24 protein-coding genes are annotated in these 24,731 nt (G+C 65.9%); 13 read left to right on the top strand and 11 right to left on the bottom strand.

The annotated features are described in order from the left end of the window. Positions 1–24: 24 nt before the first annotated feature. Both lnt and WFK36_RS08510 read left to right on the top strand, forming a co-directional pair. Complete coding sequence (gene lnt / locus WFK36_RS08515) at positions 25–1,578, top strand: apolipoprotein N-acyltransferase (RefSeq protein WP_336791320.1); 1,554 nt, start codon at positions 25–27, stop codon at positions 1,576–1,578. Next, positions 1,568–2,335, top strand: a complete 768-nt coding sequence (locus tag WFK36_RS08510; protein WP_336791319.1) for a polyprenol monophosphomannose synthase — start codon at positions 1,568–1,570, stop codon at positions 2,333–2,335. The genes lnt and WFK36_RS08510 overlap by 11 nt, the downstream gene beginning before the upstream one ends. A gap of 62 nt (positions 2,336–2,397) precedes the next feature. On the opposite strand, the gene WFK36_RS08505 is transcribed toward WFK36_RS08510, so the two are convergent. After that, entirely contained in the window at positions 2,398–2,742 is a 345-nt protein-coding gene (locus tag WFK36_RS08505) for an RNA polymerase-binding protein RbpA (RefSeq protein WP_008376263.1), read from the bottom strand. 154 nt (positions 2,743–2,896) lie between these two features. Here WFK36_RS08505 and WFK36_RS08500 point away from each other — a divergent pair, with 154 nt between their 5' ends. The 4 genes from WFK36_RS08500 to WFK36_RS08485 are packed head-to-tail and all read left to right on the top strand — an operon-like array spanning position 2,897 to position 5,378. Next, positions 2,897–3,178 (top strand): hypothetical protein, encoded by a 282-nt coding sequence (locus WFK36_RS08500; protein WP_336791915.1) that lies wholly within the window; start codon positions 2,897–2,899, stop codon positions 3,176–3,178. Beyond that, entirely contained in the window at positions 3,175–4,287 is a 1,113-nt protein-coding gene (locus WFK36_RS08495) for a DUF475 domain-containing protein (protein WP_336791318.1), read from the top strand. The genes WFK36_RS08500 and WFK36_RS08495 overlap by 4 nt, the downstream gene beginning before the upstream one ends. Then, entirely contained in the window at positions 4,284–5,093 is an 810-nt protein-coding gene (locus tag WFK36_RS08490) for an adenylate/guanylate cyclase domain-containing protein (RefSeq protein ID WP_336791317.1), read from the top strand. Before WFK36_RS08495 ends, WFK36_RS08490 begins: the two co-directional genes overlap by 4 nt. A gap of 6 nt (positions 5,094–5,099) precedes the next feature. Then, entirely contained in the window at positions 5,100–5,378 is a 279-nt protein-coding gene (locus WFK36_RS08485; protein ID WP_040519329.1) for a hypothetical protein, read from the top strand. 69 nt (positions 5,379–5,447) lie between these two features. Here WFK36_RS08485 and WFK36_RS08480 read toward each other — a convergent pair whose 3' ends face one another. The 5 genes from WFK36_RS08480 to WFK36_RS08460 form a co-directional block, all read right to left on the bottom strand. Next, positions 5,448–5,606: a hypothetical protein gene (locus WFK36_RS08480; protein WP_008376272.1), complete on the bottom strand. Its 159-nt coding sequence runs from the start codon at positions 5,604–5,606 to the stop codon at positions 5,448–5,450. A gap of 135 nt (positions 5,607–5,741) precedes the next feature. Beyond that, the gene (locus WFK36_RS08475) at positions 5,742–6,779 is read right to left on the bottom strand and encodes an LLM class F420-dependent oxidoreductase (protein WP_008376274.1); all 1,038 of its coding nucleotides are present in this window, start codon (positions 6,777–6,779) and stop codon (positions 5,742–5,744) included. 75 nt (positions 6,780–6,854) lie between these two features. After that, on the bottom strand, positions 6,855–9,005 hold the full coding sequence (gene katG, locus WFK36_RS08470) for a catalase/peroxidase HPI (RefSeq protein WP_336791914.1): 2,151 nt from the start codon (positions 9,003–9,005) through the stop codon (positions 6,855–6,857). A gap of 110 nt (positions 9,006–9,115) precedes the next feature. Further along, positions 9,116–9,550, bottom strand: a complete 435-nt coding sequence (locus tag WFK36_RS08465; RefSeq protein WP_336791316.1) for a Fur family transcriptional regulator — start codon at positions 9,548–9,550, stop codon at positions 9,116–9,118. A 7-nt stretch (positions 9,551–9,557) separates the two neighbouring features. After that, positions 9,558–10,583 (bottom strand): phosphotriesterase family protein, encoded by a 1,026-nt coding sequence (locus tag WFK36_RS08460; protein WP_336791315.1) that lies wholly within the window; start codon positions 10,581–10,583, stop codon positions 9,558–9,560. A gap of 144 nt (positions 10,584–10,727) precedes the next feature. Here WFK36_RS08460 and WFK36_RS08455 point away from each other — a divergent pair, with 144 nt between their 5' ends. The 3 genes from WFK36_RS08455 to WFK36_RS08445 are packed head-to-tail and all read left to right on the top strand — an operon-like array spanning position 10,728 to position 15,747. Next, positions 10,728–11,417, top strand: coding sequence for a phosphatase PAP2 family protein (locus tag WFK36_RS08455; RefSeq protein ID WP_336791314.1), 690 nt, complete (start codon positions 10,728–10,730; stop codon positions 11,415–11,417). Positions 11,418–11,448: 31 nt separating this feature from the next. Further along, positions 11,449–13,341 carry a serine/threonine-protein kinase gene (locus WFK36_RS08450; protein ID WP_336791313.1) on the top strand — a complete coding sequence of 631 codons (1,893 nt, stop codon included), beginning with the start codon at positions 11,449–11,451 and terminating at the stop codon, positions 13,339–13,341. 48 nt (positions 13,342–13,389) lie between these two features. After that, positions 13,390–15,747, top strand: coding sequence for an excinuclease ABC subunit UvrA (locus WFK36_RS08445; RefSeq protein WP_336791312.1), 2,358 nt, complete (start codon positions 13,390–13,392; stop codon positions 15,745–15,747). A 16-nt stretch (positions 15,748–15,763) separates the two neighbouring features. Here the strand turns inward: WFK36_RS08445 and WFK36_RS08440 are convergent, their stop codons facing one another. The 3 genes from WFK36_RS08440 to WFK36_RS08430 form a co-directional block, all read right to left on the bottom strand. Further along, positions 15,764–17,551 carry an MFS transporter gene (locus WFK36_RS08440; protein WP_336791311.1) on the bottom strand — a complete coding sequence of 596 codons (1,788 nt, stop codon included), beginning with the start codon at positions 17,549–17,551 and terminating at the stop codon, positions 15,764–15,766. Then, positions 17,548–17,994 (bottom strand): MarR family winged helix-turn-helix transcriptional regulator, encoded by a 447-nt coding sequence (locus tag WFK36_RS08435; RefSeq protein ID WP_336791310.1) that lies wholly within the window; start codon positions 17,992–17,994, stop codon positions 17,548–17,550. Before WFK36_RS08435 ends, WFK36_RS08440 begins: the two co-directional genes overlap by 4 nt. A 106-nt stretch (positions 17,995–18,100) precedes the next feature. Then, positions 18,101–19,321 (bottom strand): oxygenase MpaB family protein, encoded by a 1,221-nt coding sequence (locus WFK36_RS08430; protein WP_336791309.1) that lies wholly within the window; start codon positions 19,319–19,321, stop codon positions 18,101–18,103. 70 nt (positions 19,322–19,391) lie between these two features. Between WFK36_RS08430 and WFK36_RS08425 the strand changes: the two genes are divergently transcribed. Continuing rightward, positions 19,392–20,027: a TetR/AcrR family transcriptional regulator gene (locus WFK36_RS08425; RefSeq protein ID WP_336791308.1), complete on the top strand. Its 636-nt coding sequence runs from the start codon at positions 19,392–19,394 to the stop codon at positions 20,025–20,027. Positions 20,028–20,037: 10 nt separating this feature from the next. Here WFK36_RS08425 and WFK36_RS08420 read toward each other — a convergent pair whose 3' ends face one another. Together WFK36_RS08420 and WFK36_RS08415 are read right to left on the bottom strand one after the other, a co-directional pair. After that, complete coding sequence (locus tag WFK36_RS08420) at positions 20,038–20,820, bottom strand: ABC transporter ATP-binding protein (RefSeq protein WP_336791307.1); 783 nt, start codon at positions 20,818–20,820, stop codon at positions 20,038–20,040. An 8-nt stretch (positions 20,821–20,828) separates the two neighbouring features. Next, complete coding sequence (locus WFK36_RS08415) at positions 20,829–21,782, bottom strand: ABC transporter substrate-binding protein (RefSeq protein WP_336791306.1); 954 nt, start codon at positions 21,780–21,782, stop codon at positions 20,829–20,831. Between the two features lie 39 nt (positions 21,783–21,821). On the opposite strand from WFK36_RS08415, the gene WFK36_RS08410 reads away from it, so the two are divergent. From WFK36_RS08410 to WFK36_RS08400, 3 genes are read left to right on the top strand one after another with little or no spacing between them, the layout of a single operon-like run. Continuing rightward, positions 21,822–22,871, top strand: a complete 1,050-nt coding sequence (locus WFK36_RS08410; protein WP_336791305.1) for a FecCD family ABC transporter permease — start codon at positions 21,822–21,824, stop codon at positions 22,869–22,871. After that, entirely contained in the window at positions 22,868–23,935 is a 1,068-nt protein-coding gene (locus tag WFK36_RS08405; RefSeq protein WP_336791304.1) for a FecCD family ABC transporter permease, read from the top strand. Before WFK36_RS08410 ends, WFK36_RS08405 begins: the two co-directional genes overlap by 4 nt. After that, on the top strand, positions 23,928–24,695 hold the full coding sequence (locus WFK36_RS08400) for a siderophore-interacting protein (RefSeq protein ID WP_336791303.1): 768 nt from the start codon (positions 23,928–23,930) through the stop codon (positions 24,693–24,695). Before WFK36_RS08405 ends, WFK36_RS08400 begins: the two co-directional genes overlap by 8 nt. The last annotated feature ends 36 nt before the right edge of the window (positions 24,696–24,731 follow it).

Below are 24,731 nucleotides of genomic sequence, written 5' to 3'. Positions count from 1 at the left end.
GCGTCGGCCGCGTCCGGAGGGCTGATGTACGCCGCATTTCCGCCGCGTGACCTCTGGTTCCTTGCTCCGCTGTCGCTCGCAGTGCTCTACGCAGTCCTGCGTGTCGGGCGCCCCAGGATTCGAGTCGGCGCACTGTCGGGGTTCGTGTTCGGCGTCGCGTTCTTCGTGCCGCTCCTGCCGTGGATCGGGGAGTACGTCGGCCCGCTGCCATGGCTTGCTCTGGCGGTGGTGATGGCCCTCTATCTGGCCGCGTTCGGCGCTGTGGCAACGCTCACCATGCGCCTGCGATGCGCGCCTGTATGGTTCGCCGTCGCCTGGGTCGGAGTCGAAGCGATCCGTTCGTCGTTCCCGTTCGGTGGATTCCCGTGGGGACGAGCGGCATTCAGTCAGACGACCGGCCTGCTTCTTCCGTTGACGTCTCTCGTCGGAGCACCGGGGCTCTCGTTCCTGGTCGCGATCGTCGGAGCCGGCGTCGGTGCTTGCGCCCTTGCTCTTATCGATCTGAAGCGGGGGAGCGGCGGGCGTCTGCGCCCGGCCGCGGGTGCCGCGGTGGTCGTAGCCTCGTTGATCGCGGGCGCGGTGATGAGCTTGGTCGGTGCACCCGGAACGCATGCAACGGGGTCGATCGAGGTCGCCGCCGTTCAGGGCAACGTTCCGCGACTCGGCCTCGACTTCAACGAACAACGTCGTGCAGTGCTCGACAACCACGTTGAACAGACGATGGAACTCGCCCGCCAGGTTCGAGACGGCAGCCGCCCTCAACCCGAGATCGTGCTGTGGCCGGAGAACGCATCCGACATCCCACCGTCGCTGAACCCGGACGCCGCCGAGTTGATTCGCTCAGCGGCGACCTCCGCCGGTGTGCCGATCGTGCTCGGCACCCTCGTGCCGAACGACGACGGTCGGCCGTCCAACTCAGTCCTGCTGTGGGGGGTCACAGACAGGGTCGCCGACTCCGATCCGTCTGGCCGCTACGACAAGCACATTATCCAGCCCTTCGGCGAGTACCTCCCGTGGCGGGGATTCTTCCGGCACTTCTCGTCGTACGCCGATCGTGCAGGCGACTTCCGTCCGGGCACCGGACCCGCGATCCTCACCGTTCAGACGTCTGAGGGGCCAGTTCGTCTCGGCGTCTCGACGTGCTGGGAGGTCGCATTCGACCGTTCCCCACGTCAAGCGATCGACGACGGCGCACAACTCCTGTACGTACCGACCAACAATGCGACGTTCGGGCTCACCGAGATGAGCAGCCAGCAGCTCGCGATGTCGCGCATCCGCGCCGTTGAGACCGGCCGCGACGTCGCCGTCGTCTCGACCAGTGGACTCAGCGCCCTGATCCGGTCCGACGGAACGATCATCGACCAGAGTGAGCTCTTCGAACCCGCCCTGTTGCAGAGTCCGCTGGAACTGCGCGACGGACGCACCGTTGCGGTCCGACTCGGGGCCTGGCCGGAACGCGCGATACTGCTGATCTTGGTGGTCGGTTTTTTGTACGCACTGATGCGAGCGACTAACCTCGATGTGTTCGCCGGTCGACGCCGACCGGCCGGAGGGATGAAGGAGCACGATGAGCGGTAGCGGTCAGGAAGTGATCGGACAGCGGGGCGCGGGGGCGCTCGTCGTCATTCCCACATTCAACGAACGTGAGAATCTGCCCCTGATCGTCGGACGCCTGCTCGACGCGATGTCCGACGTCCACGTGCTGGTGGTCGACGACTCGAGTCCCGACGGGACCGGTGACGTCGCCGATCAGCTTGCAGCGGACGACGCCGCGGGCCGTGTCCACGTGATGCACCGCACGGCGAAGGACGGCCTCGGCAAGGCCTACCTCGCGGGTTTCGCGTGGGGCCTGGACCGCGATTACCGCGTGATCGTCGAAATGGACGCCGACGGCAGTCACGCTCCCGAGCAGCTGCACCGGCTGTTCGACGAGATCAACGCAGGCGCTGACCTAGTCATCGGCTCGCGTTACGTCCCCGGCGGTGCATTGGTCAACTGGCCGAAGCGGCGCGAGGTGCTGTCGAAGGGCGCGAACACCTACGCGCGTCTGGCACTCGGATCCAAGATCAAGGACATCACCGCCGGTTACCGGGCGTTCCGTCGTGAGGTCCTCGAGAAGATCCGGCTCGACCAGGTCGATTCCGCGGGCTACTGCTTCCAGATCGATCTCGCCTGGCGCACCATGCAGGCCGGGTTCGTGATCCGCGAAGTCCCCATCACGTTCACCGAACGTGCCATCGGCGAGTCGAAGATGGACGGCGGCGTGATCGCCGAGTCGTTCCTGAAAGTCGCCCGCTGGGGCATCGAAGGCCGCACCGCTCGATTCCGCCGCTGAGCGACCAGACAGATGAGTGAGGCCCCGTCTTTCGACGGGGCCTCACTCTTTGTTTCGCGGTGTTATGCGGTGCCGCCGCGGCGACGCTGCTTGAGCAGGTCGAGACGCTCGGCGAGCAGAACTTCCAGTTCCTCTTCCGAACGACGCTCCAGCAGCATGTCCCAGTGGGTGCGTGGCGGCTTGCCCTTCTTCTCCTCCGGCTCGGCGCCTTCGAGGATGGTGCCCTCCATGCCGTTCTTGCACGGCCACTTCGACGGGATCTCGGCGTCGTCGGCGAACGGGATGTCGAAGATCTCACCATTGTCGGTGCGGTACTGGACGATCCGCCGCGGTGCGAGGTCGTGGTCGCGGTCGGTCTCGTAGCTCACCGCTCCGAGCCGGCTACCGCGCAGTACTCGATCAGCCATTCATGGGTCCTCTCAAAAGACAGTGGTTCGACTATTCTACGCGTCCCGCGCGAGTGATGCGCGGACCGGGCCGTCTGGGCCGGTAACGTAGGCAAGCGTGTCAGAGACGTCGACTCGCAAGCGGCCGTACGCCTGCGCATGGTGCGGTCGGCAGATGGTCGACTCCGAGACTGGTCGACGGCGGAAATACTGCAAACGATCGTGCCGTCAACGCGCTTACGAACAGAGAACACTCCTGGAGGGCACGGCTATTCCCGGCGACGCCCTCATCCTGTCGGCGGCCGAGGCCGAAGCTCTCGGCGATCGACTGTTCGAACTCCGATGCGCCGCCGAAGACATCCGTACCGCGCTCGCCGAGAACGCCGACCAGGCCTCGTTGGCCTCGATGGCCGACGAGCTTGTTCGGATGGCTGACGAGGCAGAAAGGCTCCGATGACCACCTTCCGAATCTTCGGGGCGTCGATCGCCGTCACCGTCGTCGCGCTGATCGTCGCCTTCCTCTACGGAGGTTGGGCCGGGGTCGCCGTGGCCGCCATTCTCGGCATCCTCGAGATCTCGCTGTCGTTCGACAACGCCGTCATCAACGCCACCGTCCTCGAACGGATGAGCCCGATCTGGCAGCGGATCTTCCTGACCGTCGGTGTCCTCATCGCGGTGTTCGGCATGCGTCTGGTGTTCCCGCTCGCCATCGTGTGGGCGACGTCCGGGCTCAACCCGGTCGACGCGATGGATCTTGCGCTCAATCCTCCCGCGGACGGAGCATCACACTTCCCTGACGGGTCCGCGAGCTACGAGACACTCCTGACTGATGCTCACCCACAGATCGCGGCGTTCGGCGGAATGTTCCTGCTCATGCTGTTTCTCGACTTCCTGTTCGACGACTCCGGGATCACCTGGCTCTCGCCGATCGAGGACCCGCTGACGAAGGTCGGAAGACTGCCGAACGCATCGACGATCCTGGCCCTCGGAGCGCTGGTCATCGCGGCACAGTTCGCAGAATCCGATCACCTCGTCGGCGTGCTCACCGCAGGGGTGCTCGGCCTGTTCACATACCTGCTCGTCAACGGGCTCACGGGACTGATCGACCAGGGCGATCCGGACGAGGGCCGCGCCGGCGCCACCGAGGTGGTCAAGGCGGTCGGCAAGGCGGGGTTCTTCCTGTTCCTCTACCTCGAGGTCCTCGACGCGTCGTTCTCGTTCGACGGTGTGATCGGCGCGTTCGCGATCACCTCGGATCCGATCCTCATCGCGCTCGGACTCGGATTCATCGGCGCGATGTTCGTGAGGTCCATCACCGTGTACCTGGTGCGGGCGGGAACATTGGCGGAGTACCGCTACCTCGAGCATGGTGCACACTGGGCGATCGGCGCTCTCGCTGTGATCATGCTGGTCAGCATCCATCTCGAGGTGCCAGAACTCGTCACCGGACTGATCGGAGTCGCATTCATCGGGGCGTCCGCGTTGTCGAGCATCGTCGCCAACCGTCGTGATGCGGCACGCACCGACGACACGGACGATCTGCCCACCGTAGAATCTCGTACGTGACACCACCGCGCCCGGAGCCGAGTCCAGAGGACACCTCGTGGTCGTCGTTGAACCGGGCGAACAACTTTCTGACCCGCACGGATTCGAGCGAGGCGGCACTGAAGGCCGCTCGATTCGCACGCAGTCTCGCGCCGGGGGAGACGATCGCACCGAAGACCGACCGGACATCCGATCGAGTCGCGCGGATGATCGGCGACGCGAACGCCGACCGACCGAGCGCGGTACGCGAGCTCGGACTGGCATCGGTAGCCGTGTGGCAGAACATCGTCGAACGCCGCAGACCTGCACCCGACAGCGCACCTGTGCCCGCGACGATTCTGTTCACCGACATTGTCAGCTTCTCCACCTGGGCGCTCCGCGCGGGCGACGATCACGTGCTCGACCTCATCGGCCAGGTCAACGAAGCGTGTGCGCGCGTGATCCGACGGCGGGGCGGACAGGTCGTCAAAACGCTCGGCGACGGAACGATGGCCGTGTTCGTCGACGCCGAACAGGCGATCTCCGCTGCCTACGAGTGCGGTGAAGCCGTCAACGCGATCACCGTCGCAGGGCATCGTCCGGCATTGCGAGCAGGCTTGCACACCGGCGCGCCGCGCGCGGTCGGCGACGACTTTCTCGGCGTCGACGTCAACATCGCGGCCCGCGTGTGCGATGCGGCCGGGGCGAGCGAGGTGTTCATCAGTGACGCGACACTCGCCGCCGTCGACGCTGACAAGTATGTGGTCAAGCGCCGTCGATTCCGTGCGAAGGGTGTGCCGAAGGAGATGACCGTGTACCGCGTCCTCCCTCGGTACGACGAGGAGTGAGCTGTGATGCCGCTCTTCGACGACGACGAGCTTCGCGAGTACTACCAGCGGATGGAGGACAGGACGGCGGCCGCGCACGCCCGTCCGCGTCGACGCCGTCGCGAGGTCCCGACTGTCACGTTCACCTGCCCGACGCCTGAGAAGATCGCGTACGACGACTATCCCGCGGTGATGGGCGCGATTCTCGCCATCAGCCGCGCATCACGTGCGCGTCCGTCTCTGCGTTGTTACGAGTGTCGCTGCGGTTTCTGGCACCTGACAAGCGGTATTCCGCGACCGTCGTAACCCTCGGGAAGAACGAAAAGGGCCACGACCTCGGGTGAGGTCGTGGCCCTTCGCGGGTGTTGAGGCGAGTCAGCGGCGGCGCTGCGTGGGTCCGAGCACCGAGACCGGCGAGTTGGACAGCTGCAGGTTCGTGCGATCAGCGTGGCTCATGTTCATCGCCCGGTTGATGCGGCGTCCGTAAACGCGAATCGTCGAGCCGATAGTGGGACTGGTGCGGTTGTTACGCATTGTGGAGTCCTCCTCCGTCGTCTTCAGTCCACACAAATGTAACCAACGAGAAAGCCCGCGTCAACTTTCATTACCGGCGTGTTCACTTTGTGTTCACCTTGCGGGTAACCCGGCGCACACTAGACGCGAGAGAAGTCACTCGGCGACGAGAGCCGCCAGTCGTTCCACTTCGGCAGGCGATCCGGGGGAGACGAGCATCGTCGTCACGCCCGCGGCCTCCCAGCGCTTGATCTCCTTCTGGACGTGCGCCTCGTCGCCGATGATGGCCGAATCGTCGACCGCTTCGTTGGGAATGATCGCTGCGGCTTCGGCCTTGCGGCCGGAGCGGAAGAGTTCGGTCACCTCGTCGACGACGTCGCCGTAACCCATGCGGCGGTATACCTCGGCGTGGAAGTTCGTGTCCTCGCTGCCCATGCCGCCCATGTAGAGCGCGAGGAACGGCTTGATGCCGGCGTATGCGGCGGCCGGGTCGTCGGTCACCACGATCTGCGCAGTCGCGCAGATCTCGAACGTCTCGCGGGTGTTGCGCGCGCCGGGACGGTTGAAGCCCTCGTCCAGCCACTCGTTGTACTGGTCGGCGAGGCGGGGTGTGTAGAACAGCGGCAGCCAGCCGTCGGCGATCTCTGCAGTCAGCGCGATGTTCTTGGGTCCTTCGGCTCCGAGGAAGATCGGGATGTCCTTGCGGAGCGGATGCACGATCGACTTGAGCGGTTTGCCGAGTCCGGTGGTTCCCTCGCCCGCCAACGGAAGTCGATAGTGCGGTCCGTCGCTGGTCACCGGCGCTTCACGAGCCCAGACCTGGCGCATGATGTCGATGTACTCGCGGGTGCGCGCGAGCGGCTTCGGAAACTTCTGGCCGTACCACCCTTCGACAACCTGCGGACCGGACACGCCGAGCCCGACGATGTGACGCCCTCCGGAGAGGTGGTCCAGCGTCTGGGCGGCCATCGCACACGCGGTGGGTGTGCGAGCGGACAACTGAATCACCGACGTGCCGAGGCGGACCCGCTCTGTGGAACTGCCCCACCAGGACAGGGGAGTGTAGGCGTCCGAGCCCCACGCCTCGGCGGTGAACACCGCATCGAAATCGTGCTCTTCGGCGGCCGCCACGAGTTCGGCGTGATTGTGCGGGGGCTGTGCGCCCCAGTATCCGAGCTGCAATCCGAGTTTCATTCCGCCAATGTAGCGCGCGCCACAATAACAGCCGGGCCGGGCCCATGAAGGACCCGGCCCGGCGTGTGGCAAGCGTCAGCGCAGGTCGAAACGATCTGCGTTGATGACGTGATTCCACGCGGCGACGAAATCGTCGACGAACTTGCGGCCCGCATCGTCGGCGCCGTAGACCTCGGCGACGCCGCGCAGCTGCGAGTTGGCGCCGAACACGAGGTCGGCACGACTGCCTGTCCACTTCTGCTCACCGGACGCATCGGTGCCGACGAACGTGCCGTCGCCCTGGTCCGTCCACGAGACGTCCATGTCGAGCATGTTGACGAAGAAGTCGTTCGACAGGACTCCCGGACGGTCGGTGAGCACACCGAGCGACGAGTCGCCGTGGTTCGCGCCGAGCACACGCAGTCCGCCGACGAGGACCGCCAGCTGGGGCGGCGTCAGCTGCAGCAGGTACGCGCGGTCGAGCAGGAGGTACTCCGCAGGCGTGTCGACACCGTCGGCTACGTAGTTGCGGAAGCCGTCCCAGCGGGGCTCCATCTCGGTGAACGATGCGACGTCGGTCTGCTCCTGGGTCGCATCACCGCGACCGCCTGCGAACGGCACGGTCACGTCGTGACCGGCAGCGGCGGCCGCCTTCTCGATGGCTGCGGCGCCGGCGAGCACGATCACGTCTGCCACGGAGACAGTCGTCGACGACGAGGCGTTGAACTCCTCGGCGACGGTCTCGAGGACCGGCAACACCTCCGACAGCGCCTGCGGATCGTTCACCGACCAGCTGCGCTGCGGCTCCAGTCGAACGCGGGCGCCGTTCGCGCCGCCCCGGTAGTCGCTGCCGCGGAACGATGCGGCGGACGCCCACGCGGTGGAGACGAGCTGCGAGACCGACAGCCCGGTGGCGAGAATCCGTGCCTTCAGATCGGCGACGTCCGCGTCGGTGATCGGCGCACCGCCCGGAGCGTCGACGACGTCCTGCCAGATCAGCTTCTCGGAGGGCACCTCGGCGCCGCGGTAGCGGGCGAGCGGTCCCATGTCGCGGTGCGTGAGCTTGAACCATGCACGAGCGAACGCGTCAGCGAACTCGCGAGGGTTGTCGAGGAAGCGACGTGAGATCGGGCCGTAGATCGGGTCCTCACGCAGGGCGAGGTCGGTGGTCAGCATGACCGGCTGGTGGCGCTTCTCGGGGTCATGTGCGTCGGGAACGCTGTTTGCGCTCGCGCCGCCCGCCGGCACCCACTGCTGTGCGCCTGCAGGGCTCTTGGTCAGCTCCCAGTCGTACGCGAACAGGGTCCAGAAGAAGTTGTTGTCCCAGGTGGTCGGGGTGCTGTTCCATGCGCCCTCCAGACCGGAGGTGATGGCGTCGCCGCCCTTGCCCGACTCGTACGTGCTCTTCCATCCGAGGCCCATCTGCTCGAGCGGAGCAGCTTCGGGCTCCGGGCCGACGTTGTCTGCGGGGCCCGCACCGTGAGTCTTGCCGAACGTGTGGCCACCGGCGATGAGGGCGACGGTCTCCTCGTCGTTCATCGCCATGCGGGCGAAGGTCTCGCGGATGTCCTTCGCCGCGAGCAGCGGGTCGGGGTTGCCATTGGGGCCTTCGGGATTGACGTAGATGAGGCCCATCTGGACGGCTGCGAGCGGGTTCTCCAGATCACGTTCGCCGGTGTAACGCTCGTCGTCGAGCCAGCCGCGCTCGGGGCCCCAGTAGACCTCTTCCGGCTCCCACTTGTCGGGGCGTCCACCCGCGAAGCCGAAGGTGTCGAAGCCCATGTCCTCGAGGGCGACGTTGCCTGCAAGGACGATCAAGTCGGCCCACGACAGCGAGGCGCCGTGCTTCTTCTTGACCGGCCACAGCAGACGGCGCGCCTTGTCGAGGCTGGTGTTGTCCGGCCAGCTGTTCAGCGGCGCGAAGCGCTGCATGCCGTGGCCTGCACCGCCGCGGCCGTCTGTGACGCGGTAGGTGCCCGCGGCGTGCCATGCCATGCGGATGAAGAACGGTCCATAGTGGCCGTAGTCGGCGGGCCACCACGACTTCGAGTCGCGCAGGACTGCGGTGATGTCGGCCTTCACCTCGGCCAGATCCAGGGTGTCGAACGCTGCAGCGTAGTCGAACCCGGCTCCGTTCGGATCGCCCTCGGCGGGGTTCTCGGACAGAACCTTCAGATTGAGCTCATTGGGCCACCAGTCACGGTTGCCGCCGCCTGCGGTCGGCGGCTGCATGCGTCCTTCGTGCATCGGGCAACCGGTGACGACGGGGACTTCCTGCTCGGGCGCTGCTTGATCGGACACTGGGATTCCTTTCGGTGGAACGGGCTGAAGTTGGGGAGAGTCTGGAAGCGGGTGCTCTACTCGAGCGCATCCGAGGCGGCGACGCAGTCAGCGCAGACGCCCCAGTAGATGACCTCCGCCTCGTCGATGTGGAAGCCGTGATCGTCCGATGCGGCGAGGCAGGGCGCCTCACCGACGGCGCAGTCGACGTCGTGCACTGTGCCGCACACGCGGCAGACGAGATGGTGGTGGTTGTCGGCGATTCGCGTCTCGTACAGCGAGACGTGACCTGAGGGCTGGATGCGGCGAACGAGTCCCACATCGGTCAAGGCGCGGAGGACGTCGTAAACGGCCTGTCGAGACACGCCGTCCAGCGTGCCTCGCACGGCGGCGAGGATCGTTTCCGTGTCGGAGTGAGGGTGTGCGTCGACCGCTTCCATCACGGCCAGACGCGGGCGGGTCACACGGAGTCCGGCAGCCCGGATGGCTGCTGTGTGCTCGTTCGTGACCATGCCTCGATCATGCCCTGTTTTCTGGACTGAGTCCAGTCTTTTCCGGATGAAGATCAACAAGATCCGCATGAACGCCTGGTGACAGCAGTCGGGCGGGCACGTCGACGAGCATCGATTCGATGGCGGTCTCGGCGACTCCGCTCGCTCGCAGATCCGGGATCACTCGACCGGTGACCTGGAAGAAGTCCCAATCGCCGACGTGCGTCATCGCCGTGGCGTCGAACCAGTCGCTGACGCAGAACGCGTCCTGCGACAACACCATCCGGTCGGCGTACCCGTGTTCGAGCATCGTCAGCAGGGTCGCCAGACGGTCGCCGTAGGGGAGCAGCAGATCAAGACCGAAACGATCCATGCCGATGATCGAGCCGGCGTCGGCGATCCGCATCAAATAGTCGACATCGGTCGAGTCGCCGCTGTGCGCCAGCATCACTCGCGTCAGATCGACGCCCTCCTCGGCGAGTACTCGCTGTGCGACCAGACCCGACTGCGTGTGCGGATTGGTGTGAACCACCACTCCGATGCCCGTGGCGGCCGCGACGCGCCCCACCGACCGCATCACCCGCTCCACACCTGGCGTGAGCCCCTCGGACTCCAGCACGCAGACGAGGAAACCCGCCTTGATCGACGTGGTCCCGATCCCCTCGGTGATGTCCCTCGTGAACATCTCGTCCAACGGGTCGTCGACGTCGAATCCCAGTCCCGGCCCGGTGTAGTGCAGTTGGAAGGGCAGGTCGTTGAACGTGAACACCCCGGTCGCCGCGACGATGTTCAGGTCGACCCGTTCGGCCACCTTCGCGACCCGCTCGATGTCTCGACCGATGCCGAGAACCGACACGTCCATGATCGTGTCGATTCCGGACTGCTTCACTCGGGTCAGCGTCTCGACCGCACGATCGATCTCAGCGGTCTCGTCCCAGTCGCGGAGATAGTTCAGCCGGAAGTCCTCCTGGACGGCGAAGACGTGCTCGTGGGCGAGCACCCTACCCAGCTGATCGGCGCCGACGGCTCCGGCGACCGTGTTGATGCGGTCCAATATGACCTCTCGTCGAGACAGGCGCCCGACGGCCTGTAGTAGTGACGACCACGCTAACTGTTCCGGACTGCGCGCGAAGGGTGTTCGCCCGACCCGAGCGAGGACCACAGCACTCTCTCAGGACCGGTGGTCGATGCTGGAGTGATGCACTCGACCGACACCACGACGCGACGGCCCCTTCGGTGGGCGGCAGCCGCGACCGGCGCACTCCTGGTCCTCATCGCCGCTGTCGCCGTTCTCGGCGGCCCACTCCGCAACGATCGACTCGTCACCCGGTTCGTCGCGGGCCACCGGACCGACTGGCTCATCGACACGGCGAAGGCGATCTCGATGGTGCTCAGTCCGGTGACGACGGTCGTCTTCGCCGTCACCATCGCCATGGTGTTCATGTACCGCGACCGCTCTGTTCGGCGGGCGGCTGCCCTCCTGACGGGAGTGTGCGGGGCGGCTGGAGTCGCCGAACTCCTGAAACTGCTCGTTGATCGTCGTCGGCCTCCGTTCGCCGTTCAGGTCGAGACCCACGAGGCGGCCCAGTCGTTCCCATCCGGACACGTCACCGGCACCACGGCGCTGGTGGTCGGTCTCGCGGTGCTCGCTGCGCCGGCGGCATCGGCAAACCTTCGGGCGACGATGCTGTCGATGGCCGCAGTCGTCGCAGTCGCGTCAGCCGTCTCTCGCGTCTACTTGGGCATGCACTGGACATCGGACGTCGTCGCAGGGCTGCTCCTCGGGGCGGCAACCTCTCTGGCGGCGCCTGTGATCGTGAACCGCCTCGACCGTGTGATCGATCCGATCGACGCGCGGTTGTTCCGACGCGGCACGGCGTCGGCATAGAACCATCGCCCGGTGGCACTAGGCTGTCCTCATGTTGAGTCCAGGTCAGCTGTTCGCCGGTTACCGAATCGTGCGCTCGCTCGGGGCCGGAGGAATGGGCGAGGTGTACCTCGCGCAGCACCCCCGATTGCCTCGTCAAGACGCATTGAAGCTCCTGCCCAGCGAGTTGACTGCGGATCCGACGTACCGCGCCCGGTTCATCCGGGAGGCCGACCTCGCGTCGGCGCTCGACCACCCGAGCATCGTGAGCGTCTACGACCGAGGTGAGGATCGCGGTCAGCTGTGGATCACGATGAAGTACATCCCCGGCGCGGACGCCAACGAGCTGATGAAGCAGAACGGTCCGTTCAGTCCGTCCGATGCGGCCGAAGTGATCACCGCAGTCGCCGACGCCCTGGACTACGCACACGGCAAGGGCCTGCTGCACCGGGACGTGAAGCCCGCGAACATACTCATCGACAGCACCCAGGCCACACACCGCAAGGTGTACCTCACCGACTTCGGCATAGCGCGGACCGTCGGCAACGAGACCGCACTCACCGCCGCAGACCTCACGGTGGGGTCGATTCAGTACACCTCACCGGAACAGCTCCGTGGCGGTGACCTCAACGGACGCGCCGACCAGTACTCCCTGGCGTGCACCGCATTCCGGCTGCTCACCGGACGCGCGCCGTATCCGGAACGCAAACCGACGGAGATCATCAACGCACACCTTCACAACCCGATCCCGCACGCCCGGTCGATCCGAGCCGACCTTCCGCCGAGCGTCGACGCCGTGCTCGCACGAGGCATGGACAAGCAGGCCGTCAACCGATACCCCACCTGTATGGACTTCGCCCGTGACCTGCGAGCTGCACTCAACTCCGGTGCAGCGACCCCTGGCGGGTACCAGCCGACGATGATCAACCCGGGGTCGGTCGGCGTTCCGGCACAGCCGCCGCAGCAGCCGAACCTGGCGAAGCCTGCACCTGTGCCGCCACAGACGCCATCACCGCAGTCCGCTCCACAGCAGCCGTACACGCGGCCCTACACTCAGCAGGCCGCCTACCCGCAGAATCCGTACCAGCAGGCGCAGTCGTCCGGCTACCAGTCGGGACAACCGTACGGGCAGCCGCAGTACACGCCGCAGTACGCGCAACCTGCGTTCTCGGGCCCCGGCCAGCAGGCCGGAGGCAGCAACAACAAGAAGACGATCATGATCGTCGTCGCCGTCCTCGCCGTCACGATTCTTGTCGCGGCGCTGATGGTCTGGTTGATCAACCGTGACTCGGACTCCTCGACAGACACCGCGTCCAGCAGCAGTTCGACGACAACCACGACATCCACGTCGACCACGTCGACCACGTCATCGCGACCGACTGACCCGGCGGTGGTGGCCGGAGTGCCCACCCAGTGCGTCGACGGCCGGGCGACGAGCACCGTCGGCACCTCGCGAATCGAGTCGGGAAGGATCGAGATCCCGGCATCGGCGATGCCGCCCACCGGCTGGACCGCCGACTCCGGTTCCTCGACATTCCCGTTCGTCACCGACGCCGAAGGGGTCTACAAGCGGACGGTGGGAACATGGATCGCTCAAATCGCGGTCGGTACGCTTCCATCCGACTTCAGCACCAACACTGACGGAGTCGCGCGCAAGATCCTCGAATGCCTCGCCGTCGGCCCCGGATACAGCTCCGTCACCACAACCGGGCCTACGGGCACAGTCGTCGAGCCGAATCGGTTGGAGAAGTCGAAGACCGCGGTCAGCCTGTTGACCAGTACCATTCCGGTGACCGGCAGACCCGGAATCATCGGTGACGACATCATGATCGCGGTTGTGAACAGTTCCCCGATGACCGTTGCCATCGGAATCAATCCGACGGGCGACTCGGCCACGCGTACAGCTGTGAGAAACGCCGTTCAGGGACTGCTCGTCGACAGCTGACGCTCGGCGCCAGGACAGCGGTTCGTCCCATCGGTCACAATAGTGCGCATGGCTGACATCGCTCCTCCCGCAGACTCGCACGACCAGATCCGGGTGCACGGCTCCCGAGTGAACAACCTCAAAGAGGTCTCGGTGGTGCTGCCGAAGCGCCGTCTGACGGTGTTCACCGGTGTGTCGGGCTCCGGCAAGAGCTCACTCGTGTTCGGGACTGTGGCGGCGGAGTCGCAGCGACTGATCAACGAGACGTACAGCTCGTTTGTGCAGGGCTTCATGCCGAGCCTCGCTCGCCCCGACGTCGATCTCCTCGACGGGATCACCACGGCGATCATCGTCGACCAGGAACGCATCGGTGGCAACCCTCGATCGACCGTCGGCACGATCACCGACGCGAATGCGATGCTCCGCATCCTGTTCAGTCGTCTCGGTGAACCACGCGTCGCGTCGGCCAACGCCTTCTCGTTCAATGTCCCGACTGTCAGCGGCAGCGGCGCCATCAAGGTGGGTGACAAGAAGGCGTCCAAGGCGACTTTCGAACGACTCGGCGGCATGTGTCCTCGATGCGAAGGAATGGGCACCGTCTCCGACATCGACCTCACACAGATCTACGACGGGGAGAAGTCGCTCAACGAAGGCGCCATCACCATTCCAGGGTTCAGTTCGGACGGCTGGTACGGGCGGGTGTACGGCGGTTCCGGCTTCTTCGACGCCGACAAGCCGATCAAATCGTTCACCAAGCGTGAGCTCGACGATCTGCTGTACAAGGAGGCCGTCAAGATCAAGGTCGACGGCATCAACATCACCTACGAGGGCCTGATCCCGAGGATCACGAAGTCGATGCTCTCGAAAGACATCGACTCGGTGCAGCCGCATGTTCGGGCATTCATCGAGCGGGCGGTCACCGCCGACACCTGCCCTGAGTGCGACGGCACCCGCCTCGCCGAGCATGCCCGCAACTCGCGCATCGCGGGGATCAGCATCGCCGACGCGTGCCGCATGCAGATCTCCGATCTGGCGACGTGGGTGGCCGGCCTCGACGATCCGACGGTGGCGCCGCTGCTGGACAAACTCGGTGCGACCCTCTGCTCGTTCGTCGAGATCGGGCTCGGCTATCTCGCACTGGAACGCCCGACGGGCACCCTGTCCGGAGGTGAGGCCCAGCGCACCAAGATGATCCGCCACCTCGGGTCGGCCCTGACAGACGTCACGTACATCTTCGACGAGCCGACCATCGGGTTGCACCCGCACGACATCGCGCGGATGAACACCCTCCTGCTGCGCCTGCGCGACAAGGGGAACACCGTTCTGGTGGTGGAGCACAAGCCGGAGACCATCATGATCGCCGATCACGTCGTCGACATCGGCCCCCGAGCCGGCTCGAACGGCGGTGAGATCTGTTTCGAAGGCAGCGTCGAAGGCCTGACCTCGAGCGATACTCTGACCGGCAGACATCTCGGGTACCGAAGTTCTCTCAAATCCGGATTTCGTGCACCGGCCGGGCACATCCAGATCCGGGGTGCCTCGACCAACAATCTTCGGGATGTCGACGTCGACGTGCCGCTCGGTGTGCTCGTCGTGGTCACCGGTGTCGCGGGTTCCGGAAAGAGCTCACTGATCCACGGGTCGATGCCGTCGGACGCCGATGTCGTCACCATCGACCAGACCGCGATCCGAGGCTCCCGGCGGAGCAACCCCGCAACCTACACGGGCCTCCTCGAACCTGTCCGCAAGGCGTTCGCCAAGGCCAACGGGGTCAAGCCCGCCCTGTTCAGTGCGAACTCGGAGGGCGCCTGCCCGACCTGCAAGGGCGCGGGCGTCATCTACACCGATCTGGCCACCATGGCCGGCGTGGCCACGCCCTGCGACGACTGTGAGGGCAAACGTTTCAACTCCGACGTCCTGGAGTACCGCCTCGGGGGCCGCGACATCAGCGAGGTGCTCGCCATGTCGGTCGACGAGGCGCTCGAGTACTTCGCGGACGGAGAAGCCCGTACGCCGGCCGCGCACAAGATCCTCGTGCGGCTGGCCGACGTCGGACTCGGTTACCTGACCCTCGGCCAGCCGTTGACCACGCTGTCCGGCGGCGAGCGCCAGCGCATCAAACTCGCGACCGCTATGGCCGAGAAGGCGACGACCTACGTGTTGGACGAACCGACGACCGGTCTCCACCTGGCCGACGTGGCGCAGCTCTTGGGCCTGCTCGACCGACTCGTCGACGCGGGCAAGTCGGTGATCGTGATCGAGCATCATCAGGCGGTCATGGCGCACGCCGACTGGATCATCGACATCGGCCCTGGCGCGGGACAGGACGGTGGCACCGTGGTCTTCGAGGGCACCCCGGCCGATCTGGTCGCCGACGCGACGACGCTCACCGGGCAGCACCTCGCCCAGTACGTGACCACCGACTGACCCCGCGCGGCCGGCGTCAGTCGACGAGTTCGGACGGGGCCTCGCCGCTCGCGACGCTCGCGGTTGCGGCGAGTTCCTCGCCGACCGATTCGTGGTGTCGCTCCGCGAGGGGCACGTCGTCGGGTGCCGCCGGCTTCGAATCGGTGAACAAAGAGAACACTGCTCCCAGCACGCAGCAGACGAGTGCGAAGGTGAACGCCGCACTCAGACCGTCCGAGAACGGGTCGGAGATGAGATGCGGGAAGAAGTCCAGGCCGGTCAGGTGATCGACGTCGACACCCGGCACGTGACCGCCTGTGCTTCCGAGTAGTTCTTTGATCGGGTTGTAGCCGAGGAATGCGGCGAACAGCACACCGACGGTCGGAAGGTTCGCGATGTCCGTCGCTTGACTCGCCGGAAGCCCGTTCTCGGTGAGTCCCGAGTACATGGCGTCAGGCAGATGTGCGCTCAGTCCGGCGATCATCAGCGAGAAAAACACACCGATCGACAGGACCATGGCCGCGTTCTGGAACGTCGTCATCATGCCGGCACCCGACCCACGCGCGTGGGCGGGCAGCGAATTCATGACCTCGGCGCGGTTGGGGGAGGCGAACAGCCCCATCCCGACACCGTTGATCAACAAGATGATCGCAAACCACACGTACGAGAAATCGACAGGCAACGCGATCAGCGCAACGAAGGTCCCCGCGGTGATCAGCATGCCGAGCGTGGTGAACCACTTCGTCCCGAGGCGATCGGACAGCGCACCGGACACGGGAGCCACGAGCAGGAAGCCGATGGTCATCGGAACCATGTAGATACCGGCCCACAGCGGTGTCTGCGAATAGTCGTAGCCGTGCTGGGGGAGCCAGATTCCCTGGAGCCAGATGATCAGGATGAACTGCAGTCCGCCGCGTCCGATCGAGGCCATCAGGTTGGCTGCGTTGCCTGCGCTGAACGACCGACTCTTGAAGAGGCTGAGGTCGAACAGCGGACTGTCGACACGGGTCTCGATCCAGAGGAAGAGCACGAGGACCGCAAGGCCGCCGATGAGGCCTGTGAGCACCCAGGGGTTGGTCCAGCCCATGTCGGAGTCGCCGTAGGGCTGGATGCCGTAAGTGATGGCGATGAGAATCGCGATGAGACCGACGGCGAAGGTCACGTTGCCCCACCAGTCCATGCGTGCGGTGGTCCGGACCCCCGTGTCGCGGAGCTTGAGGTACGCCCAGACCGTGCCCACGACGCCGAACGGAACCGAGACCAGGAAGATGTAGTGCCACTGGATCGGCGCCAGCACTCCGCCGATCAACAGACCGAGGAACGAACCCGCGATGGCTGCGACGCCGTTGATGCCCATCGCGAGCCCTCGCTGGTGCGCGGGGAACGCGTCGGTCAGGATGGCCGACGAGTTGGCCATCAGGAACGCGCCGCCGATGCCTTGGATCACGCGCCAGGCGATCAGCCAGATGGCCGCGGCCGGTCCGTCGAACCATGTGATCGCCAGGAAGATGGACGAGACCGTGAACACGGCGAAGCCCATGTTGTACATGCGAGCACGTCCGAACATGTCGCCCAGCCTGCCGAAGCTGACGACCAGGACAGCCGTGACGACGAGGAAGCCCATCATCATCCAGAGCAGGTAACTGGTGTTGGCGGGCTCGAGCGGGTTCAGCTTGATGCCCTTGAAGATGTCGGGCAGGGCGATCAGAACGATCGAGCTGTTGATGGTGGCGATCAGCATCCCGAGGGTGGTGTTCGAGAGTGCGATCCATTTGTAGTGCGGATCGGGTTCGTCAGCGGTGACGGCGGATGCGGGTGCGGTCATGCGCGGTTCTCCTCGGAGTCGGCGGCGATTGCGTCGGCGAGCAGACGCAGACCGTCGTCGACGGTGGCTCGTTCGGTGGGGGACAGGCGTGTGAGTGCGTCGGCGAGTGCACGTGTGCGGACGAACCGCATCTCGGTGATGACCTCACGGCCCGCGTCGGTGGGTTCCAACAGGATCACGCGCGCATCGTCCGGGTCTTTCACCTTGGCGACGTAGCCGCGGTCGACAAGGGACGTGACGATCTTCGACATCGTGGGCACGGCCACCGACTCACGTTCGGCGAGCGTGGTGACTCGGATCGGCGCGTTGTTGAGGATCGTCCAGAGGCTGCTCGCGGTGCCCGCCGACAGCCCGGCGCTGGCACCGTGGGCGCGCAAAGTGCGGTTCACCCTGGTGAGGTGTTGGTACATGGTCGCGACGTCGTGACTTGTGATGTCGGTCAATGCGGACTCCTGGATGTGTCGGAACACCCGCGACTCTATTAGTTTCCAACAGCTAACTAAAAATCAGACATGCCGGATCGTCGAAGAGGCGGCCCGTCAGTGCAGGTCAGGCAGCATGTGCAGCGAGGTGAGTTGTCGCCCCGATCGTGACCGGTGCGGCTTCCATCACCGACAGAAACCGTTGTTGCGCACGCACGCCCCGGGCTGCGGAGCGCTCTCGTCCACCTGGCAGAAGGCGGAGGGCGGACTCGACGAGGTTCACCGGGATCTTCACAAGCGGGTACCACGGCAGGGTGTTTGTGGGGAGGCCGAGAGTGCGCATCGCACCACGCCCGAGGAAGAACGTGCTGATCGACAGGTGCTGAGATCGAGCGATCCGCCTCCTGGCCGCCTGCATGCGCGGATAGTTCCAGGTCAGCGGATCGTCAGCCATCGGCCGGGCGAGTTGCTTCGAGGTGCCGTCCGGAACGGCGAGTGCCGCGGAGGTGTGATGGAGGAGTCTCACGGCACCGGAGAAGTCGGTCGGCAGGAACTCGTCGGAGATGCCCATCAACCAGCCGACATACCTGGTCAGATGAGCGATCGCCGCGTACTCGGCCGGCGTGTGGAAGAGGCCGATGCCGAGGCCGCCCAGCGCGGGCGCCACAAGAGAACCGACGATGGTGGCTGCCATGTCGGTCTGATTGATCGGAAGGCCGTTCAGGTCGGAGTCCCAATCCTCCATTGCGACGACGTGGCGTCGGACGAGCGAGTGAATCAATCGGACTCGTAGAGTCGACCGGTAGCCCGCGCCGAAACGGTCGAGACCACCCGCGCTGATCACATCGATCGCCCACTGCGAGGTCTCGGCGAACCGGGTGTTCGAGCCCTTCTCGAGAGCTCCCGTGCGCAGCAGAGTCTGATTGAATCCGGAGAACGTGTAGCCGCCGACGAGGGAGACGTCCCGCGCGATGTACAGGCCGTCGACACCGCTCGAGTTCATCGCCAGCCCGGCAGTGCGAAGCGCATCGTGGTCGACCCACGACGGAGTGTCCTCGACGACGGCGAAGAAGTCGCGCAACTCTTGTGGTGCGTCGTCGACGTGAGCGATGCCGCGCTCGAGTGCGAGCTCGAACTTCGGACGGATCGTCTTGACGCCCACAGCGACCATCCAGTCGACGAGGTCGTCCATGAGGGGATCGCCTTCGTTCAGTGCTTCGCCGTAGCGGCGGAACTGAGCTTCGTCGGGCGCACTGATCCGGAGGAGACGAGCAAACGCCGCGACGCCCGGCGGGACCGCTGCGGGCGTAGTGGGATGCCGTCGGGGGATCTGACTCGTCAAGGTCATGCCTTCCGGTTCACCGAGGTATTGGATAACACCTGTGTGCCGAATCTAGAGCGACTAGACTCTGCTGTCAATGACTCGACCAGCAGCAGTGCGCGATTACGCGGGCGTGACCGCCGACGACCGGCGGAACGAACGCCGAACACGTCTGCTCGCCGTCGGCCGGACCACCTGGGGCCGAGCGGGAATCGGCGACATCAGCATCCGCGGGGTGTGCCGGGACGCCGAACTGGCCGCCCGCTACTTCTACGAGAACTTCGACAATCGGGACGCGTACCTCGTCGCGATCGCCGACGGCGTCCGGGAACAGATGGTCGCCACCATGGTGCAGTCGAGCTCCGAGACCGGCGGCTCGATCGGCAGACGACTGCACGCAGCGCTCACCGCGTTCCTGCGCGCGGTTGCCGACGACCCCGAGGCGTTCCGGATCATGACAACGGACGTGTCGAGCGTCCCCGGCCTCGAGCATCGAAGGAACGAGACGCTCGATCTGGTCGCCGACATCGTGCTCGCACACTTCGTCGAGATCGCGGGCGAACCCGATGGGCGGGCTGTGGACGACGCCGAACTCCGACCCGCGGCGCGGTTCGTGGTCGGGGGAGTGAATCGTCTCATCGAGGCGTGGATCGTCGAACGCGATGTGTCGATCGACGACCTCGCCGCCACATGCACCCGTCTCGCGCTGCGCCTCACCGAGCCAGCGAAATAGGAGACACGTCCTAGCGGCGGACCACCATCGGAGTGCCGGTCACCGGATCGTCGACGACGACCGCCTCGATCCCGAACACGTCGTGGACACGCTCTGCGGTCAACAGTTCCGACGGCGAACCGGTCGCCACGACCTCACCGTCCTTCATCAAGATCAACTGATCGGCATACCGCGCCGCCTGATTCAGGTCGTGCAGGACTGCGACGACCGTCTTGCCCCCGCGGTTCAGGTCGCGGAGCAGGTCGAGCAGCTCGAACTGGTACGCGATGTCGAGGAACGTCGTCGGTTCGTCGAGGAGCATCACATCGGTCTGTTGAGCCAAGAGCAACGCGACCCAGACGCGTTGCCGCTGCCCGCCGGACAACTGGTCGACGAATCGTTGGGCCAAGGCAGTGGTCCCGGTCGCAGCCATCGCGGCTCGCGTGGCCTCGTCGTCCTCGGTGGTCCACCGTTGCAATGCCGAGTGGTGAGGATGCCTTCCCCGGGAGATCAGATCGGCGACGCGCATGCCCTCCGGCGACACCGCATCCTGCGGAAGCAGTCCGAGTCGCCGGGCCAGCTCCTTGGAACCGTATGCGTCGAGGCTCTTGCCGTCGAAGACGATGTCGCCGTCGTCGCGCTTGTGAACCCGGGCGAGCGAGCGCAGCACTGTCGACTTCCCGGATGCGTTCGGCCCGAGGATCACCGTGAAGGCGCCCTCGGTGAGCGCGACGTCGACGCTGTGCACCACCTCGCGGCCGTCGTAGGAGATGGACAGGCCGGTGGCGGTCAACACAGCGTCGTCGTGCTTCATGAATCTGCTCAGGCCAGCAGCTTCTCGACCTGGTCGGTGACCAGACCCGCACCGATGACGCCGATGCCGACCATCCAGGTGTCGTCGTCGACACTGAACGCCTTGTTCGCCTTGACCGCAGGCAGGCCGGACCACAGCTTGGTCACCGACGCCTGAGTCGTCGCCGCCGGATCGCCGCCGGGGCTCGTGTAGAACACGACGTCTCCGTTGATCTGCTCGTACAGCTCGGGGCTCAATTCAGCCATCGAGTACTCGTTCCACTGGCGGTCACCGAAGGTGAAACCCATCGTGGACAGGACCGATCCGGAGAACGTTCCGGGTCCGTAGAGGCGGAAGTTGTCGGTGCGGAAGCGCACGATCGAGACACTCTTGCCCTTGGCGCCGACCTTCGTTCCGACTTCGGCCGCGCGCTCGTCGACACCTGCGAGGAGTTCGGTCATCTTGGCCGACTGGTTGACCGCTGCGGCGGTCAGTTCAGCCTGCTCGTGCCAGTTGGTGCCGGTGTCGGCGGAGAAGACCGTCGGCGCGATGGCCGAGAGTTCCTTGTACAGCGCCTCATGCCGCACCTTGGATCCGATGATGAGATCGGGGGCGAGGTTGGCGATCGCGTCGACGTTCGGTTCCGCGATGTAGCCGACGGGAGCGACATCGGTCAGCTTGTCGGCGAGGTAGCCGGGAAAGCCGCGGCCCGCACCGATCTCCGGGGCGCCGACCGGTGTGATGCCGAGTGCGATGAGCGCGTCGAGGTGCGGCGAGTCGAGCACCACGATGCGCTGGGGGACGCCCTCGAGCGTCGTCTCGCCCATGGCGTGCTTGACGGTGTACGGGTCGCCACCGCTGGATGCGCCGTCATCGGACGAGCCGCACCCGGAGACGACGAGGGCGATCACTGCGAAGGCGCCGACGACTGCGGCTACAAGTCCGCGCCGACTGCGTGGGGAGGGACGCTGAGATAGTTGCATGTTCAAGGACAATAGTAGGGTTGGCTACACTTCCCAAACATGCCCTCTTCAACGGCCGTGAAGCGACCGGACGACGATCTGTCTGCCGGCGCTCGCCGGCGAAACTGGATCGCGGTCCCTGCGTGCGTGGCCCTGCTCGTTGTCGCCGTCGTGTTGAGTCTCGCCGTCGGCGCACGCTTCACACCCATCGGGGACGTCATCCAGGCCCTCCTCGGCACCGGCGACCAGAACGTCGTGAACATCGTCGGCACACTTCGCGTCAACCGAACCGTCAACGCTCTGATCTGCGGAGTCGCACTCGGCCTGGCGGGCGTCCTGATGCAGGCTGTCACGCGCAACCCGCTCGCCGACCCCGGCGTCCTCGGTGTGAATGCAGGCGCGTCGTTCGGCGTCGTCGTGGGCCTCACGGTGTTCGGTTCGCTCGGCGCCGTCGGATCGGTCTGGCTGGCGCTGGCCGGGGCAGCGGCCGCGTCCATCGTGATCCTGGCGTTCTCGTCGAGCCGAGTCGTCGCAGGCTCACCCGTGCGCCTGACACTCGCGGGCGTCGCATTCGCCGCAGTGTTGTCCGGGGTCACTCAGACCCTCGTCCTGACCGACGAGTCGGTTCTGGACGTGTACCGATTCTGGCGCGTCGGATCGTTGACCGCACGACCGGTCGAGGAGGCGCTTCCGCTGCTCGGATTTGTGGTCGCAGGTGCAGTCCTCGCTCTCGCATCAGCGTCGTCGTTGAACGCGTTGGCCCTTGGCGACGACACCGCGCGGTCGCTGGGCGCCCGGCCCGCACGAGTCAGGGTCCTTGCCCTCGTGGCGGTGACTCTGCTGGCAGGCACGGCCACGGCACTCGCCGGCCCGATCGCGTTTGTCGGACTGGTGGTGCCCCATCTGTTGCGTCCGGTGATCGGCCCTGATCACCGGCTCTTGCTGCCGTTGTCGATGCTCGCCGCGCCGACGCTGTTGCTGGTGGCGGACGTGGTCGGGCGGGTCATCGGCAGAGGCGGCGAGGTGCAGGTCGGTGTTGTGATGGCGCTCATCGGCGGCCCGATGCTCATCTTCTTCGTCAACGGTCGACGAAAGGCTGGTCTGTCGTGATCTCCTCACACGCCGTCGCCGACCACGCCCTCACATCCGACGATCGGGTCATCCGGTCGCGGTACGGCACCTGGTCGATGCGATACAGCAAGCGCACCGCGATCACCACGGCGGCCCTGGTGGGTCTGCTGGCAGTCGTCCTGGTGGCGTCGCTCCTGTTGGGTGAATACCGGGTCAGTCCGGCCGCGCTGATCGACACCCTGCTCGGTGATCCGCCGAACCGACTCACCGACTTCTTCGTCCTCACCCGACGACTGCCGCGTGCCCTCGTGGCGATCACCGTCGGCGCGGCACTCGCCGTCTCGGGTTCGCTGTTTCAATCGACGACGCGCAACCCGCTCGCCGGGCCCGACATGCTCGGCGTGAGTCACGGCGCCTCAGTCGGTGCCGTCGTGGTGATCCTGGTGCTCGGTGGTTCGCTGACTCAAGCCGCTGTCGGAGCGGCGATAGGTGCGGTCGTCGCAGCTGCCCTGATCCTGCTGATCAGTGCACGATCCGGATTGCAGGGCGTCCAGCTGATCCTGTCCGGAATCGCGATCGCCGCGATGGCGACGGCGATCGTCGACTACATCCTCACGCAGGTGTTCGTGGCCAGTGCGACCACCGCGCAGGCCTGGCTCATTGGATCGCTGCAAGGTCGCGGTTGGGATCATCTGTGGCCGATGCTGATCGCGCTGGTCATCGCAGCCCCGATCCTCGCCGCCACATCGGCGGCGTCGCGGCTGTCGGCACTGGGAGAGAGCGTCTCGGTCACGCTGGGTGTCCGGACCGTCGGTCTTCGGTGGGTGCTGATCGGTGTGGCCACACTGCTGGTCGCAGTCGCCGTGGCCGTCGCCGGCCCGATCGCCTTCGTCGCGCTGGTGTCCCCGCACATCGCGTATGCGCTCGCCCGGACGCGGAGTCTCGTCGTGTCGGCGTTGACCGGAGCGACCATCCTCGCGGTGTCCGACCTCATCGCCCAGTACTCACTGCCCGGACCGATTCCAGTCGGCGCGGTCACCGTGGTCATCGGCGGCGTGTTCTTCCTCTGGCTTCTGCTGGCGGGCGGTCGGCGCCGTGGCTGACGGCCGGGTGTATGCGGCGACGGTGGGCGCGGTGGCCGACCTGACGCCGCGGATGAGACGCCTGACGCTGAGGGCGCCCGAACTCGTCGGCTTTGTTCCGTCCGGCCCCGACGAGTACATCGGGCTCCTCATGCCGACCACCGCGGATCAGCCGCTGATGCTGCCGTCCCTCGACGACGGCCCGAACATCCGGGCCGCGGTCAGTGCGATGGACGACGACGTCCGGCCCGACCTGCGGTGGTACACCGTGAGAGCACACCGCCCGCAGATGTGCGAGGTCGACGTCGACGTGGTCGTGCACGGCGATCAAGGCCCCGGCACACGGTTCGCTCGTCGAGCCCGAATCGGGACCGCTGTCGGGATCCGGGAGAGCACTGCGATGTACTCGTCCGCTGTCTCGCCGGTGTCGCGCCTGCTTGTCGGCGACGAGACGGCGCTCCCGGCGATCGCGCGGATCCTCGAGACGACACCGTCGTCGCCGACCCGGGTTCTGATCGAGGTCGGCACGGCGTCGGACCGAGTGGCCGTCGATTCGGCGACGTCGATCGAGTGGGTCGTCCGCGGTTCGCGAATCCCGGGCGCGGCGCTCGACGAAGCGCTCCGCGCAGCGTCGGTCGCATCTGATGTGGGTCTGGTGTGGCTGTGCGGAGAACGGTCTGCGATTCGCCGCATGCGGCGACACCTCGTCGAGGATCGAGGAGTCGGGCGCGAGCGGATTCTCTTCTCCGGGTACTGGCGACTCGGCGAAGCGCGCGGCTGACTTTCCATCCGGAGAAGCCCTGGCCAGGACCCTTAA

Origin of the sequence: Gordonia malaquae, from assembly GCF_037148075.1 — a bacterium.
In the GTDB taxonomy this organism is placed as follows: domain Bacteria; phylum Actinomycetota; class Actinomycetes; order Mycobacteriales; family Mycobacteriaceae; genus Gordonia; species Gordonia malaquae.
Note: the sequence above shows the minus strand (reverse complement) of the source record. Positions and strands in the feature narration are given on the sequence as shown.